Below are 13836 nucleotides of genomic sequence, written 5' to 3'. Positions count from 1 at the left end.
GGGCCGGCACAGGCGGGGCCGGCACAGGCGTGGCCGGCACAGGCGGGGCCGCGGGCCCTGTCGGCACGGCTGGTGCCACGGGCTGCGGAGTAACCGGCTGCGGAGTGACGGGCTGCGTGGGAGCTGGCCTCGGAGTGCGGCTTGGCGCGGGTGCGGAGGGTTCCTCGGAGGCAGTGGGCTGGGGCGTCGGGCCCGATGGCCAGGGCGTTGGGATGGGCCGCTTGAGCGGCCCGAAGAGGCCGCCGGCCAAACCGTTGAGGTCAACGGACAGGAGGTCCGTCCCGGCAGAAACTGAGGCAGGGGCCGGGAGCCCCGCGGCGGCTTGTGAGGCGGGCGCGCCTGCGGATAGAGCCAGCACCACTCCGAGCGTTGCGGCTGCCATGCCGCGTCGAAGCCCCCCATGGTGACCGGCCTGCGTTTTGTGGACGTGAGACCTGCGAGTAACCATGGTCATCGAGCCTAGCCGTCGCAGGACGCGGGGGAAAATTTGCTGTTCGCCCTGATTCCCGGTACCGGAGCCGGGGTTGGCGCGCGGACATTGGGCCCGGATTTTGGATCCGATAAGGCTCAGGACAGCAGCTGCCTGACCTGTTTCGGGGTGTCGGCAACGATCGCCGCGAGGCCGTTGCCGGAAAGCCAGCCACCCACCACTGCCAGGGCGCCGTCCGCCGCGCAGATGCTCCGCACCTCGGCGACGCGGCGTTTATGGCCGAGCGAGGCGAAGGGCAGCGCCCCGCCCCAGCGCACGACGTCCCAGTCCACCACATCCCCGCCGGTGATCGGCACGGAGAGCAGCGAGGATGCGTCCTTGAGGGCAGCCGCGAACAGCTCGGCGTCGGTGCGGGGCTCCGGGCGTGCCTGGGCCCCGTGCCGGGCGTCGCCGCGACCGTAGGACAGCCGGACAACATGGGTTCCGGGGCCGGCCTGGTCGGCCAGCCACGCCCATTTGGCGGTGGCATGGGTGAGGGCCTTGGCCTGGATCCCCGGGCTCTGCGGTGCGACCAGGACCCCGGTCCCCCGCGGCCGGGCGTCCAGCTGCGGCAGATCCACCACCAGCGTGACCAGGCTGACGTCGGGTCCGGCCTCGGGGCGGCGGCCGGCAAGTTCCGGCAGGGCACCGGCGAGCAGCGCGACGGCGGCCGGGCCTTCCACCGCGACGACCAGCAGCCCGGCGTCGTGCGCGGTGCCGCCGGCGGAAACCCGCCAGCCGCCGGTGGTGCGCTCCACGGAGTCGGCCCGTGTGCCCCCCAGCAGCGTCACGCCCTGGCGGCGCAGCTCGGCCAGCAGCGCGGAGACGAGGGTGTGCATGCCGCCGCGCAGTCCGGCAACGGCCGACCCCGCCTTCTGCAGCCCTGCTGGCGCCGGGCCGGGTGACGCCGGCCCGCGGGGTGATCCTTTGCGTTGGGCCGCGACGGCGGCGGCGAGGGATCCGTACTCCCGGATCCCCTCGCGCAGGCCGGGGGCCACCATGTCGATGTCGAGGACGTCCGGGTCCGCGGAGTGGACGCCGCCGACAACGGGGGCCACAAGGCGTTCGAGCACGCGCCGGCCCATCCGCGCCCGGACCAGCGCCGAGACACTCGTGGCCTCCGCATTGGTACCCAGCGAGGCGGGCAGCAGCTTGTCGAGCGAGGCACGGAGAGAACCCGTGAGGCCGAGCGAGCGGCGGACTTCCGGGTCCCAGGGGTTGGCCGGGATGCCGAGGACCCCGGTGCGGGGAAGTTCACGCGGGCCATCGGGCAACTGGACCCAGGCGCCGCCGGGATTGGGTGCCACGATGCTGGCGGCCAGGCCGAGCTCGCCGGCCAGGTCGGCCACGGCGGAGGAGCGGGTGGCGAAAGACTCGGCGCCGCTGTCCAGGGTCAGCCCGGCCACCACGTGGCTGCCGACGCAGCCGCCCCAGGCACCGGAGGCCTCCAGGACCGTGGTGCGGACGCCGGCCCGGACAAGCTCGCGGGCAGCGAGCAGTCCGGAGACCCCGCCGCCCACCACGACGGCGGTCTGCGCTGCCGCCCCCAGGGCGGTGCCGCCCGCTGCCTCCAGGGCGGTGCCGCCCGCTGGCTCCATGCCCTACTCCGGGGAGATCGAGTGGATAAGCTCAACGACGCGCGTCAGCACGTCAGGATCGGTGTCCGGGGGCACGCCATGGCCGAGGTTCAGCACATGTCCCGGGGCCGAGGCGCCGGCGGCGATGACTTCGCGGACGTGTGCTTCCAGCACCTCCCACGGTGCGGACAGCAGGGCCGGGTCGATGTTGCCCTGCAGCGGCACCGAGCCGCCCAGCCGGCGGTTGGCTTCGTCGAGGGGCAGCCGGTAGTCCACCCCGACGACGTCGACGCCGACGTCGCGCATCGCGACGAGCAGCTCAGAGGTGCCGGTGCCGAAGTGGATCAGCGGGGCCCCGAGGTCCCGCACGTGGTCGAGGGCACGGGATGAGGCCGGAGCGACGAAGCGCTGGTAATCGGCGAGGCCGAGCGAGCCCGCCCAGGAGTCGAAGAGCTGGCCGGCGGAGGCACCGGCTTCGAGCTGTGCGCGGAGGAACATGCCTGAGGCGTCCGCGGCCCAGTTCGCCAGCGCGGTCCAGGTCTCGGGATCGGCGTGCATCATGGTGCGCGGGCCGAGGTGGTCGCGGGACGGCTTTCCTTCCACCATGTAGGCGGCGAGCGTGAACGGGGCGCCGGCGAATCCGATCAGCGGGGTCTTCCCCAGCTGGGCCACGGTCAGCCGGACGGCTTCGCGGATCGGCTCCAGGGCTTCCCAGGTCAGCTGGGGCAGCGCGGCGACATCGGCTGCGGTGCGGACCGGCTTGTCCAGGACGGGACCGACGCCGGGGACGATATCGACGCCGACTCCGGCCAGCTTGAGCGGAATGACGATGTCGGAGAAGAAGATGGCGGCGTCGACGTCGTGGCGGCGAACCGGCTGCAGGGTGATCTCGGAGGCCAGCTCGGGGCGCAGGCAGGAGTCCAGCATCGCGACTCCTTCGCGGAGCTTGAGGTATTCCGGCAGCGAGCGGCCGGCCTGGCGCATGAACCAGACAGGACGGCGGGAGGGCTTGCCGCCGCGGTAGGCGGTGATCAGCGGGGAATCCGCGGTGCGGCCGTCCATCAGCGGGTGCCCGGAGTCGAGGCCGGAGATTTCAGGAGTTGCCGCAGTGCGAGGAGTCATGCCTTCGATTGTGCCGAAAATCGGCCCCAAAAGATAACGACAGACTGTCACAGCTGCTGGGCGGCCCCGTGCGGTGGCGGGGATCACAGACCGGTGTGTGCGGTGACATGCCGCCTGGTTGTTCTACGCGGGAACGAAAAAGCTATGATTGTCCTGCTGTGGTTCTTTTTTCTCTGGTGGCGACCCACGCCGACATCGACCTCGAGACCGTTGCTCAATTGAGCACCGGCGCTTCTGAGCTCGCCACATCCGCCCTCGCCGGATCGCCGGCCGTGGCGGGTGCCATTGTGCTTGCCACCTGCAACCGCTTCGAAATCTACGGTGAAGCGTCCCGCCCGGACGATGTCGACGACGCCCGCGCGGCCCTCATCGCCCAGCTCAGCGGATCCACCGGACTTAACGAACAGCTCGTCGCGCGGTCCTTCAACACCCGCACAGGACCCGACGTCACCCGGCACCTCTTCTCGGTCAGCTCCGGGCTGGACTCCGCCGTCGTCGGTGAACGCGAAATCGCCGGGCAGGTGCGCCGGGCCCTGATTACCGCCCAGCACGAGGGCACGGCCAGTTCCGGGCTCGTCCGGCTGTTCCAGGCGGCGTCGAAGACTGCCAAGGACGTCGGAGCCCAGACCGCCCTGGGCGCGCGCGGCCTCTCCGTGGTCTCCGTGGCCCTGGATCTCGCCACCGAGCTCTCCCTGGACCCAGACTGGTCCACCAAGAAGGTTGTCGTCTTCGGCACCGGCGCCTATGCCGGTGCCACCATGTCGCTGCTGCGCGAACGCGGCTGCACCGACGTCTCGGTCTACTCCTCCTCCGGCCGTGCCGCCGGTTTCGTCGCCACCCGCGGCGGCACCGCTCTGGACGGTGACACCCTCCCGGCCGCCGTCGCCGCCGCGGACGTCATGATCGGCTGCAGCGGTGCGGACACCCGGGTCGAGGCCGGGGAACTGGCCAGGGTCCGGGCGGACTCAGCGCAGCCCCTCATCGCCATCGATCTGGCCCTCACGCACGACTTCGATCCCGCCGTGGGAGGACTCGACGGCGTCGAACTCCTCACGCTGGAGTCGGTCCGTCTGGCCGCCCCGCAGGAGCAGGCTGAATCCCTGGCCCAGGCCAGCAGCATTGTGGCCGGCGCAGCCAGCGCGTTTGAACAGGAGCGCGAGGCCCGGTCGGTGGACTCGGCAATTGTCGCGCTGCGCCGGCACACCATGAACGTGCTGGACGCGGAAATGGAAAAGGTCCGGGCCCGCCACGGCTGCACCGCTGCGGCCGAGGAAGTTGAATTCGCGCTCCGCAGGATGGTCAAGCAGCTGCTGCATGTCCCGACGGTCCGGGCCCGAGAGCTCGCCGCTAACGGCCAGCAGGAAGACTATGTCGCCGCCCTGGAGGCGTTGTACGGCATCACGGTCGAACAGCCCGCGGCAAAAGCGGCCGACCCCGGATGCCCGGTCGAACATCAGGAACGTCCCGCCCCTGGCGGCGTGCGGGAAACCGCCTAATACCGCTATCCGCTTCGGCAGTCGATGACTGCGCCGCCGCTGGCTCACTCACAATGTAGCCCTGTGCTGTAGCCCTGTGCCGCCGGCCCGGATGCGGAAGGATCAGCGCCCCGGCAGCACTCTGTTGGATCCGGATCCCCTCTGTTTGTCGGTCGTTCCAGGTTCTCGCGGCAACCAGCCAGTTACTGTCAGAGGCCGCTTATATTCTTTGAGTATGGACAGCGGAACAGCGTTCAGTGTGGAAAGCAGACAGGCCCTTGCGGCTGTCGCCGCGTCCACGGCTGCGCTTGCTGCGTTCATCGGGGCGGGCGCGGACGGACCGCAGCTGCGGGACACGGATCCGTTCCGGGGCATCGATCCGTTGCGGGATCTGGCCGATGATTGCCTGGATGCGTTGGCGGGGGTGGCCCGGCTGGAGGCGAGGACCGCGGCGTTGAAGGTGCGGCTGGCCGCGGAATACCTGCAGGCCACCCGGCTCCTGACGCCGGCGTCGTTGCCGGACTCCGTCCAGGAGATGGCCGTGACCGCGGAGGTCGCCGGTGTCCTGACCGTCAGCGAACGGACCGCGGACGCGTTCCTGGGCGACTGCCAGGCACTGACCACGTCGCTGCCGCTGACCCTGGCGGCGCTGCAGGCCGGGACGATCTCCTGGCAGCACGCCCGGATCATGGTCGATGAAACCACCAACCTGGACCCGGCCGGGGCGGCGGGGCTGGAAGCGCACTTCCTGGACCCTGACGCACCGAACCCGGCCCGGGGGTGCCCGGTAGGGGAGCTTGTCCCGGGACGGTTCCGGGCCAAAACACGTGTTTGGCGGGAACGCCACCACCCCGTCAGCATCGAGAAACGCCATACCAAGGGTGCCGCGGACCGGCGGGTCGAGTTCCGCCCGGACCGGGACGGGATGGCCTGGTTCTCCGCGTACCTGCCGGCGGATACCGCCGCGGGGATCTGGGACCGGACCACCGCCGCCGCCCGGGCCCTGCAGGGCCCCGGCGAGGCCCGCACCCTGGCCCAGCTGCGCGCCGACATCGCCGCGACCCTGCTTCTCGCCGGCACCGGGCTGGGCGGGGACACGGGGGCCGGGCGCGGGGGTGTTCCGGTGCCGCGGGCGCAGGTCCTGATCACTGTCCCGGTCCTGTCCCTGCTGGGCGTGTCCGGGGAACCGGCGGTCCTGGACGGGTACGGGCCGATCCCGCCCTCGATGGCCCGGCGCCTCATCGCCGAGGGTGCAGGGTCGTTCTACCGGGTCCTGACCGACCCGCGGGACGGGGCCCCGATGGAAATCGGCCGGACCCGCTACCGCCTCACCAAAGCCCAGCGCCGGTGGCTGCGCCTGCGCGACGGGAAGTGCCCGTTCCCGGGCTGCAACAACGCCTCGCTGGACAACGACGCGGACCACCTCCTGGCCTGGGCCGACGGAGGGACCACCGGGATCACCAACCTCGGCCAGCCCTGCCCCAGACACCACAGACTCAAACACGGCTCGGCGTGGACACCCTCCGGGGCCAGCAAAGACAAACCACCCGGCTGGACCTCACCCTCGGGACGGTACTACCCCAGCGAAGAACAGGACTGGGAACCACCCCACTGGCCACCCGGCCTCCTGACCACACCCACCGACGCGAACACGGACACGTTCACGTTCACGTTCCCGGACCTGGACACGGACGCGGACCAGGCACTGCCCGAAGACCCCTTCCCGGACTGGCACCTCTTCACGGCCGCACACGGATTCCCCGCCGCAGAGCCGGAAGATCCGGTGTATCCGGAGGACCTTTACTGGCCAGAGCCAGTCGACGACGTTTACCCCGAATGCGTCCCGCCCCAAAGTGCCTGCACGCCGTCAGCCCGGCGGCCCCCCAGGCCCGACCCCGCCAAGTCAGTGGCACACGCGCACTAGCTGCCGAAGGCGTTTATTCCTGTCAGCTCGGCGGACAGCGCCCAGAGCCTGGCGGCGTCGGCCGGGTCCACCGCGTGGGCGTCCACACCCCTGATCCGCGCCTCCGGCGATCCCACGTTGGTGGGGTCCGCGATGTCGCAGTCCTCACAGTAGACGCCGCCCATGCCGGCCAGGGCTGGCGAGGTTGCCGCCCACACGGACGTCGCGGCCCCCTGGGCGGGGGTTTTGAACCGCGCATCGACCTTGCCAGCCTCGTCCATCCAGCCGGCGGCGATCATTTCTTCCCGCGGCAGGTGGCGTTGCAGTTCCGTCATGATCCCGCCCGGGTGCACGGCGAAGGCACGCACCCCGAAGTCTCGGCCGAGCCGGTCCAGCTGGACGGCGAACAGGGAGTTCGCCGTCTTGGCCTGTCCGTAGGCCCGCCACTTGTCGTAGCCGGTGTCGAAGTTGATGTCATCGAAGCGGATCGGCGAGAGCTTGTGCCCGGTGGAGGACAGCGACACCACCCGGGCCCCCGAACCGGCAGCCAGGGCGGGCCAAAGCAGGTTGGTGAGGGCAAAATGTCCCAGGTGGTTCGTAGCGAACTGCGACTCCCAGCCGGGCCCCACGCGGCGTTCGGGGCTGGCCATGATCGCGGCGTTGTTGATCAGGATGTCCAGGCTACGGACGCCGCCTTCAGCGCCGCCGGAAGCTGCGGAGCCCAGGAACTCTTCTGCGAACTCCTTCACGCTGGACTGGTCGGCCAGATCAAGCGCCGCGACGCTCACTTCGCCGCCCGCCGGCCCCGGGGGGACGCCGGCCTCAGCGAGGACTTCGCGGGCATGTTCCGGCCGCCGGGCCGGCACCACCACCACGGCGCCGGCTGATGCGAGCGCCCGGACGGTTTCCAGTCCCAGACCGGAATACCCGCCGGTGACGATGGCGGTCTTCCCGTGCAGGTCAATCCCGGCTATCACCTCGGCGGCTGTTGAGTCCCGTCCGAAGCCCGAACCGATCGTGTGCTGCGGGGTCACGCTCATGTCATCGCTCATGTCATTGGCCTTTTCGTAGCGGGCTCACTTCAGGCTTAGGCGGTCAGTAGACGGGTTTTCCGGGCTCGACGTCGCGCACCCATGCGAGGATTCCGCCGTCGAGGTGGCTGACCCGCTCGTAGCCGGCGGCCCGGGCAGCGGCGAGGACGGCCGCGGACCGGGTCCCGGCTTTGCAGTGGAACACGATGTCCATGTCCTGCGGCAACTCCTGCCACGCGTCACCGGCCAGGATCCTGCCCTGCGGGATCAGCACCGCCCCGTCGATCCGGACGATCTCGTACTCCCCGGTTTCCCGCACATCGATGAGGTGGAAGTCCTTGAGCCCGGCCTTGCGGGCGGCCAGCATCGTGGCCAGCTGGGGCGCCGTCACGGTATGTTCGGTGCCCGCCTCCGCGGGGGGCGTGATGCCGCAAAAGGCCTCGTAGTCGGTCAGTTCCGTGATCCGCTCCGCCTCGGGATCACGGGAGACCCGAATTTCGCGCCAGGTCCCGCCAAGGGCATCGAAGAGCGCCACGCGCCCCAGCAGGGAACGTCCGACGCCGGTGATCAGTTTCACGGCCTCCGTCACCATGAGCGAGCCCACAGCAGCGCAGAGCATCCCGAATACCCCACCCTCACCGCAGGACGGAACAGAGCCTGCGGGAGGCGCTTCCGGGTAGAGATCCCGGTAGGTGGGGCCGTACTGCTCCCAGAAGACGCTGACCTGCCCGTCGAAGCGGAAGATCGAACCCCAGACGTAGGGCTTGCCCAGGATCGCTGCGGCGTCGTTCACGAGATACCGCGTGGCGAAGTTGTCGGCGCCATCGAGGATCAGGTCGTAGCCGCCGAACAGTTCCAGGGCGTTGGAGGCGTCCAGCCGGACGTTGTGCAGCCGGACGTCCACCAGCGGGTTCAGCGCGGCAATGGCGTCCCGGGCGGACTCGATCTTGGGCCGTCCCACATCCGCCACACCATGGATCACCTGGCGCTGGAGATTGCTCAGGTCCACGGTGTCGTCGTCGATGATTCCGAGGGTGCCGACGCCCGCCGCGGCGAGGTAGAGCAGCGCGGGAGAACCGAGGCCGCCGGCGCCGATCACGAGGACCCTGGCGTTCTTCAGGCGGCGCTGCCCGATTGCCCCGATCTCCGGAATGATCAGGTGCCGGGAGTAACGTTCCACTTCCTCCGGACTCAGGGCGTCGGCCGGCTCCACCAGCGGCCCGGGCGCCGCGGGCGCCTTTTCAGGGGTTGCGGGGGCTGCGTTTTGGGTGAACTTGGAAGCCATACTTCAATCTATGCCCGAAGATGCCGCCAGGTCATATTACCGGCACGTAAAGTGGACGTAACAGCAAGCGAAAGAAGGCCGACATTGGTTGATCAGGCACCGGTTGAGCGGGGAAACGCCGGAAAGTCGACGGAGGTACCGGCACGAAACGGACAGCGGTCGGCACGGCTGCCCCGCGATGAACGCCGGGCGCAGCTGCTCGCGGCCGCCCAGGAGGTCTTCGTCGCCAACGGCTACCACGGTGCCGCGATGGACGAAATCGCCGAAACCGCCCACGTCAGCAAGCCCGTGCTGTACCAGCACTTCCCGTCCAAACGCGAGCTGTACATGGCCCTGCTGGACAGCCAGCTGAGCAAACTGATCGCGCTGCTGCTGGGTGCCCTCAACTCCACCACGGACAACGATGAGCGCGTCCAGGCCGTCATGCGTGCCTATTTCCGCTTCATCGCCAGCGACGACCAGGCCCACCGCCTCGTTTTCGAGTCCGACCTCGTCAACGACCCCGATGTCAGTGCGCGGCTGGAAGCCTTCAACAAGACCTTCGCCGACGCCGTGGCCCAGGTCATCGCGGAGGACACGAAACTGCCCGAGCTGGAGTCCCAGCTGCTGGGCCGCGGACTCGCTGGAATGGCACAGGTCAGCGCCCGGTACTGGCTGGAAACCGACGGCAACCTTGACCTCGATGTCGCCAGCGATCTGATCTACCGTTTAGCTTGGCGCGGAATCTCACGCTTCCCCAAGGAAACCTAGACTACAAATAGACATGACACTCTAGAGAACTTTGATTGGCTGGGAGGCCTTGCAGTGGAAGTAAAGATCGGCATTCAGAACATCGGCCGCGAAATTGTCCTGGAATCAACCCAGGATGCCGACACCGTGGCCAAGGTCGTCAGCGAGGCCCTCGCGAAGGGCACAGAGCTGCGCCTGACGGACGAAAAGGGCCGCCAGATCATCATTCCCGCAAACGTCCTGGGCTATGTCGAAATCGGCGCCGAGGAAGTACGCCGCGTCGGTTTCGGCGCCCTCTAGCGACCACCCGGTGCTGCCCCTCCGGGCAGCACCGCAGCTGACCCGGTCCACCGATCCGCGAGGAGTCCGAACATGCTTTCCCTGATTGTGGTTGCCCTGGTGACCGTGGCCGCGGGCTTTGTGGTCTGGGCCAACGACAAGCGGCACGCCAAATACGGCATTGCGGTGCCTGCAGGAATATCGCTTGCCGTGGGGATGCTGAGCTGGATCATCTTCATGGCCGCCGGCTTGGGCTACCAGCCCGGGCTGACCTGGATTCCGTGGGTGCTGCCCATGGTCCTCGGTGCCGCCGCCTCCGTGGCCGCTGTGCTCTACCTGGGCAAGACCCGCACCAGCCGCGACACCGCCCGGCTCACCGCCATCCTGCGCTACTAGGCGGGCCGGCCCGCGGCCTGGCTGCCTGGCTGCCTGGCTGCCTGGCTGCCTGGGCTCAGGTTTCCGGCCCGTGGCCTGTTTCCGTGCAGAGGCACAACCGGTTTCCCTGCGCATCCGTGACCACCACCCAGCTGGGTGCGTGGTCATGGTTCATTAACGCCCCGGTGGCTGCCGTCTTCTCCAGCACGGAACCGGATTCGGCCAGGCTGCGGTGGATGTCGAGGTGGAGCCGGTTGGGGTTCGGGGCGGAGGTCGCCTGGAACCAGAGCGTCGGGCCCCGCCCGAAGGGGTCCACCAGGCCATCGGATCTGCCCCGGCGGTAGCCCAGTGCCACCCGCCAGACCTCCGAGATGGCGGCCGGGTCCTCGGAGTCGATGGCCACCTCGATGGTCCGGTAAAGTCCCGGCTCCGCGGCGGCGCCGATCCGTGCTGCCGCTTCGACGGCGGCCGTCGCGGCCGCGACGTCCCGCAGCGTGACTTCGTCCCCGGCGTCGTGGGAGCTGTACCGCAGGAAGACCCGGTTGTAGCGCCAGTCCAGATCCGGGTGGTGGTTCTGTTCTTCTGCAAGGCGTCCGACGGCGGCGATCAGTTCCAGCGCCGCAGCCGCCGAAGGCGCCTTGTAGACGGTGACGAGACCGCCCAGCCGGTACCTCCAGTCCGGCAGCTCCGCCAGGGCCGCATCGAGCTGCTCCTGGGTGAGGACGTCCTCTGTGGCTGCCATGGCAGCCTCCTTCGCTGTGTCGTGCCAGGCCTTCCGGCCCGAAGTCCCCCACCCCGGGAGAACGGGGAGGAGTCGTTCGGCCTACAGGAATTCGGCCCGGCCATCCATCGCCGAGGATGCCAGCGAGTGCTCCCGGCGCGGGATCCTGCCGGCCCTTTTTGCCAGCCTACCTGCGATCACCGCGTGCTTGAAGGCCTCCCCCATCAGCACCGGATTCTGCGCGCGGGTCACGGCCGTGGCCAGCAGCACGGCGTCGCAGCCCAGCTCCATGGCAAGCGCGGCGTCCGAGGCCGTGCCAATCCCGGCGTCCAGGACCACGGGAACGGAGGCCCGCGAGACGATCAGTTCGATGTTGTGCGGGTTCAGGATGCCCAGGCCGGTACCGATCGGCGCCCCCAGGGGCATCACCGCGGCGGCCCCGAGGTTCTCCAGCCGCAGGGCCAGCACCGGGTCGTCGTTGGTGTAGGCGAAGACCTTGAATCCGCGGCCCACGAGTTCCTCGGTGGCCTCGACGAGTTCCACGGCGTCCGGCAGCAGGGTCTGCTCGTCGGCGATGACTTCCAGTTTCACCCAGTCCGTTTCGAGGGCTTCGCGGGCCAGTTCGGCTGTCAGCACGGCGTCCTTGGCGGTGAAGCACCCAGCGGTGTTGGGCAGCACGCGGATGTTGTGGTCCAGCAGCAGCTGGAACAGCGAGCCGGCCTCCGCCGGCGAATAGCGGCGCATCGCCACTGTGGTCAGTTCGGTGCCGGACGCCAGCAGCGCGGCCCCCAGACCGTCCAGGCTGGGCGCCCCGCCGGTGCCCATGATCAGGCGCGACCCGAGCTCCACTCCGTCGACCATGAACGGATCCGCCGCGGCGGGCTTTACTCCCGGCGCTGCTGTTGTGGTGTCCTCCATGCTGCTCATCCTCCCTGTACCGCCGTGACCAGCTCGATGTCGTCGCCGTCGGCGAGCGCGGTGCCGTGCCACTGGCTGCGGGGAACCACCTCGGCGTTGCGGGCCACGGCGACGCCCAGTTTCGTGCCGTCCGCGGACTGTCCGTTGGGCGCCAGCGGGCGCCCGGTGACCTGGCTGACCAGGGTGCTGACCGAGGCGCCGTCGGCGAGGATGTGCTCGTTTCCGTTCAGTTTGATGTTCATACCGTTTCCTTGCTGTGCTCAGGGTTGGGATTGGCGTTGCGGGGGGCTGTTTCCTGCGTGCCGCCCGCGGGCATGCCGGCAACCGACGTCGGGGCTGCCGATTTGGCGTCGGCCGGCGTGCCGGCAGCGAACCGGCCCGGCCGGAAATGGGCCCAGCGGGGGTCCGCGACGCCGTCCAGCAGCTGGCGGCAGATCTCAGCCGCCGCGGGCGTCAGCAGGATTCCGTGCCGGAAGAACCCGGTGGCGATGATCAGACCCGCAACGTCCCCCGGACGCCCCTGCTCCGCCACCCGGCCCAGCAGCGGCGCGTTATCCGGGGTCCCCGGGCGGGCCCTCGCGGTGGCCTCAAGCAATTCCAGTTCGGCGACTGCGGGGACCAGTTGCTGGGCGTCGCGCAGCAGCTGGTAGACGCCGCCGGCGGACACGGCGGCGCCAGCCGGGGCCGCGCCCCCAAAGGTGCCGCCAGCCGTAGCCCGGCCCGTAGAGGAGCCGCCGGTCGGCGCAGCCGGCGCTCTGTCTCCCCCACCGAGATCGTCCTCCCGCTGGGTGGCACCGATCACGACCGTGCCGTCCTGCCGGGGGACGATGTACACCGGCACGCCGCGGACCAGCCCCCGCACAGTGGAGGTCAGCAGCGGCCGCAGTCTCGCCGGCACCCGGAGCCGGAGGATGTCCCCGTGGACCGGCCGCAGCGGCAACCGGAGTCCGGCGGGCAATCCGTCCAGCGACGCGGCCCCCAGGCCGTTGGCCACAATGGTCTCGCCCGCCTGGATGAAGCCTCCGCCTTCGAGGCTGGCACCGACCACCCTCCCGTTCTCCCAGAGCAGCCCGGCGGCGCGCCGGCTGACGGTGTGGCAGTGGCTGTCCGCGGCCAGGAGTTCCCCCATCCGGGCGAGCAGGCGGCGCGGGTCCACCTGGTGGTCGGCGGGAATGTCGAAGGCGCAGGAGATCCCCGGGCTCAGCAGCGGCTCGCGCATCCGCGCCGCGCGGACGGTCAGAGGCTCCACGGTCAGGCCGTATGCCTGCTGGACGGTGCGCAGGTCTGCGAGCGCCCGGCGGTCGGCAGCGTCGGCACCCACGGCGAGGGTCGGCGTCGTGAGGTACCCCGTGGCGGTGCCGGTCCCGCCGGCGGCGCTGGCGTCGGCGCCGGTCCTGCCGTCGGCGCCGGTCCTGCCGTCGGCGCCTGCGGAACCCGTTGCGGTGTTGCTGGCGCCCGTTCCGGGGCCGCCGTCTCCGCGCTCGAGTCCGGCAGCGAAAGCCGGCCAGAGGCGGGAGGACTCAAGCATGAGCTCCAGGAGCGCCTCCTCCTGGTAGTGAAGTTCACTCACCGGGGCAAGCATTCCGGCGGCAGCCCAGCTGGCGCCGCTCCCGGGGGCATCATCGATCAGGGCCACGGACCGGCCCGAGCATCTCGCCGCCCAAGCGATCCCGTGGCCGACGACGCCGCCGCCGATTACAGCAACGTCGTAATATTTCCGGGCTCCGGCGTCATCATCGGAGGCGGCGGCTGCCGCTGCTTCAGTAAATGCGGCCGCGCCGCGGGCGGATATGTCGCCCATGAGGATTCCTTCCCTACGCCGGTACTAGCCGGATCAGGTCAAGCGGTCGGCTCTGACGCCCTCTCAGCCTGCGGCGCCGGACGCCAAAGGCATGGACGGCTGCGGCGGGCTCCCGCGGTATTGGCCCAGTTTAGAGGAACTAGGCTGGACC

13 protein-coding genes and 1 riboswitch are annotated in these 13836 nt (G+C 69.9%); of the genes, 5 read left to right on the top strand and 8 right to left on the bottom strand.

Going from position 1 to position 13836, the window contains the following annotated elements; all coding sequences use genetic code 11:
- Positions 1-567: 567 nt before the first annotated feature.
- Both hemG and hemE read right to left on the bottom strand, forming a co-directional pair.
- Positions 568-2067 carry a protoporphyrinogen oxidase gene (hemG, locus tag AC1MFL_RS15145; RefSeq protein ID WP_479810758.1) on the bottom strand — a complete coding sequence of 500 codons (1500 nt, stop codon included), beginning with the start codon at positions 2065-2067 and terminating at the stop codon, positions 568-570.
- Between the two features lie 3 nt (positions 2068-2070).
- Positions 2071-3168, bottom strand: coding sequence for a uroporphyrinogen decarboxylase (gene hemE / locus AC1MFL_RS15140; RefSeq protein ID WP_479810756.1), 1098 nt, complete (start codon positions 3166-3168; stop codon positions 2071-2073).
- Positions 3169-3326: 158 nt separating this feature from the next.
- Between hemE and AC1MFL_RS15135 the strand changes: the two genes are divergently transcribed.
- Together AC1MFL_RS15135 and AC1MFL_RS15130 are read left to right on the top strand one after the other, a co-directional pair.
- Positions 3327-4664 carry a glutamyl-tRNA reductase gene (locus AC1MFL_RS15135; RefSeq protein ID WP_479810754.1) on the top strand — a complete coding sequence of 446 codons (1338 nt, stop codon included), beginning with the start codon at positions 3327-3329 and terminating at the stop codon, positions 4662-4664.
- A gap of 214 nt (positions 4665-4878) precedes the next feature.
- Entirely contained in the window at positions 4879-6567 is a 1689-nt protein-coding gene (locus tag AC1MFL_RS15130) for an HNH endonuclease signature motif containing protein (protein WP_479810752.1), read from the top strand.
- On the opposite strand, the gene AC1MFL_RS15125 is transcribed toward AC1MFL_RS15130, so the two are convergent.
- Both AC1MFL_RS15125 and moeB read right to left on the bottom strand, forming a co-directional pair.
- Positions 6564-7598, bottom strand: coding sequence for an SDR family NAD(P)-dependent oxidoreductase (locus tag AC1MFL_RS15125; RefSeq protein ID WP_479810751.1), 1035 nt, complete (start codon positions 7596-7598; stop codon positions 6564-6566). The genes AC1MFL_RS15130 and AC1MFL_RS15125 overlap by 4 nt on opposite strands.
- A gap of 43 nt (positions 7599-7641) precedes the next feature.
- Positions 7642-8862, bottom strand: coding sequence for a molybdopterin-synthase adenylyltransferase MoeB (moeB, locus tag AC1MFL_RS15120; RefSeq protein ID WP_479810749.1), 1221 nt, complete (start codon positions 8860-8862; stop codon positions 7642-7644).
- 168 nt (positions 8863-9030) lie between these two features.
- Between moeB and AC1MFL_RS15115 the strand changes: the two genes are divergently transcribed.
- The 3 genes from AC1MFL_RS15115 to AC1MFL_RS15105 all read left to right on the top strand — a co-directional run bounded on the left by AC1MFL_RS15115 (position 9031) and on the right by AC1MFL_RS15105 (position 10266).
- Positions 9031-9612 carry a TetR/AcrR family transcriptional regulator gene (locus tag AC1MFL_RS15115; RefSeq protein WP_479815492.1) on the top strand — a complete coding sequence of 194 codons (582 nt, stop codon included), beginning with the start codon at positions 9031-9033 and terminating at the stop codon, positions 9610-9612.
- Positions 9613-9666: 54 nt separating this feature from the next.
- Positions 9667-9891, top strand: coding sequence for a DUF3107 domain-containing protein (locus AC1MFL_RS15110; RefSeq protein WP_479810747.1), 225 nt, complete (start codon positions 9667-9669; stop codon positions 9889-9891).
- Between the two features lie 72 nt (positions 9892-9963).
- Positions 9964-10266 (top strand): hypothetical protein, encoded by a 303-nt coding sequence (locus AC1MFL_RS15105; protein ID WP_479810745.1) that lies wholly within the window; start codon positions 9964-9966, stop codon positions 10264-10266.
- Positions 10267-10321: 55 nt separating this feature from the next.
- Here AC1MFL_RS15105 and AC1MFL_RS15100 read toward each other — a convergent pair whose 3' ends face one another.
- The 4 genes from AC1MFL_RS15100 to AC1MFL_RS15085 form a co-directional block, all read right to left on the bottom strand.
- Positions 10322-10987: a 4a-hydroxytetrahydrobiopterin dehydratase gene (locus AC1MFL_RS15100; RefSeq protein WP_479810743.1), complete on the bottom strand. Its 666-nt coding sequence runs from the start codon at positions 10985-10987 to the stop codon at positions 10322-10324.
- Positions 10988-11068: 81 nt separating this feature from the next.
- Complete coding sequence (locus AC1MFL_RS15095; RefSeq protein WP_479810741.1) at positions 11069-11884, bottom strand: thiazole synthase; 816 nt, start codon at positions 11882-11884, stop codon at positions 11069-11071.
- A gap of 5 nt (positions 11885-11889) precedes the next feature.
- The gene (gene thiS, locus AC1MFL_RS15090; protein ID WP_479810739.1) at positions 11890-12126 is read right to left on the bottom strand and encodes a sulfur carrier protein ThiS; all 237 of its coding nucleotides are present in this window, start codon (positions 12124-12126) and stop codon (positions 11890-11892) included.
- Positions 12123-13685, bottom strand: coding sequence for an FAD-dependent oxidoreductase (locus AC1MFL_RS15085; RefSeq protein WP_479810738.1), 1563 nt, complete (start codon positions 13683-13685; stop codon positions 12123-12125). Before AC1MFL_RS15085 ends, thiS begins: the two co-directional genes overlap by 4 nt.
- A riboswitch (TPP riboswitch) is annotated at positions 13678-13811 on the bottom strand. Its footprint overlaps the gene before it by 8 nt.
- Between the last annotated feature and the right edge of the window lie 25 nt (positions 13812-13836).

The organism is Arthrobacter sp. BG3 (assembly GCF_056680185.1).
Note: the sequence above shows the minus strand (reverse complement) of the source record. Positions and strands in the feature narration are given on the sequence as shown.

Coding starts and splice junctions, on each gene's coding strand:
- AC1MFL_RS15095 (WP_479810741.1), bottom strand. CDS start 11,884: ATGGAGGACACCACAACAGCAGCGCCGGGAGTAAAGCCCGCCGCGGCG.
- hemE (WP_479810756.1), bottom strand. CDS start 3,168: ATGACTCCTCGCACTGCGGCAACTCCTGAAATCTCCGGCCTCGACTCC.
- AC1MFL_RS15105 (WP_479810745.1), top strand. CDS start 9,964: ATGCTTTCCCTGATTGTGGTTGCCCTGGTGACCGTGGCCGCGGGCTTT.
- AC1MFL_RS15125 (WP_479810751.1), bottom strand. CDS start 7,598: ATGAGCGATGACATGAGCGTGACCCCGCAGCACACGATCGGTTCGGGC.
- AC1MFL_RS15085 (WP_479810738.1), bottom strand. CDS start 13,685: ATGGGCGACATATCCGCCCGCGGCGCGGCCGCATTTACTGAAGCAGCG.
- AC1MFL_RS15100 (WP_479810743.1), bottom strand. CDS start 10,987: ATGGCAGCCACAGAGGACGTCCTCACCCAGGAGCAGCTCGATGCGGCC.
- hemG (WP_479810758.1), bottom strand. CDS start 2,067: ATGGAGCCAGCGGGCGGCACCGCCCTGGAGGCAGCGGGCGGCACCGCC.
- thiS (WP_479810739.1), bottom strand. CDS start 12,126: ATGAACATCAAACTGAACGGAAACGAGCACATCCTCGCCGACGGCGCC.
- AC1MFL_RS15130 (WP_479810752.1), top strand. CDS start 4,879: ATGGACAGCGGAACAGCGTTCAGTGTGGAAAGCAGACAGGCCCTTGCG.
- moeB (WP_479810749.1), bottom strand. CDS start 8,862: ATGGCTTCCAAGTTCACCCAAAACGCAGCCCCCGCAACCCCTGAAAAG.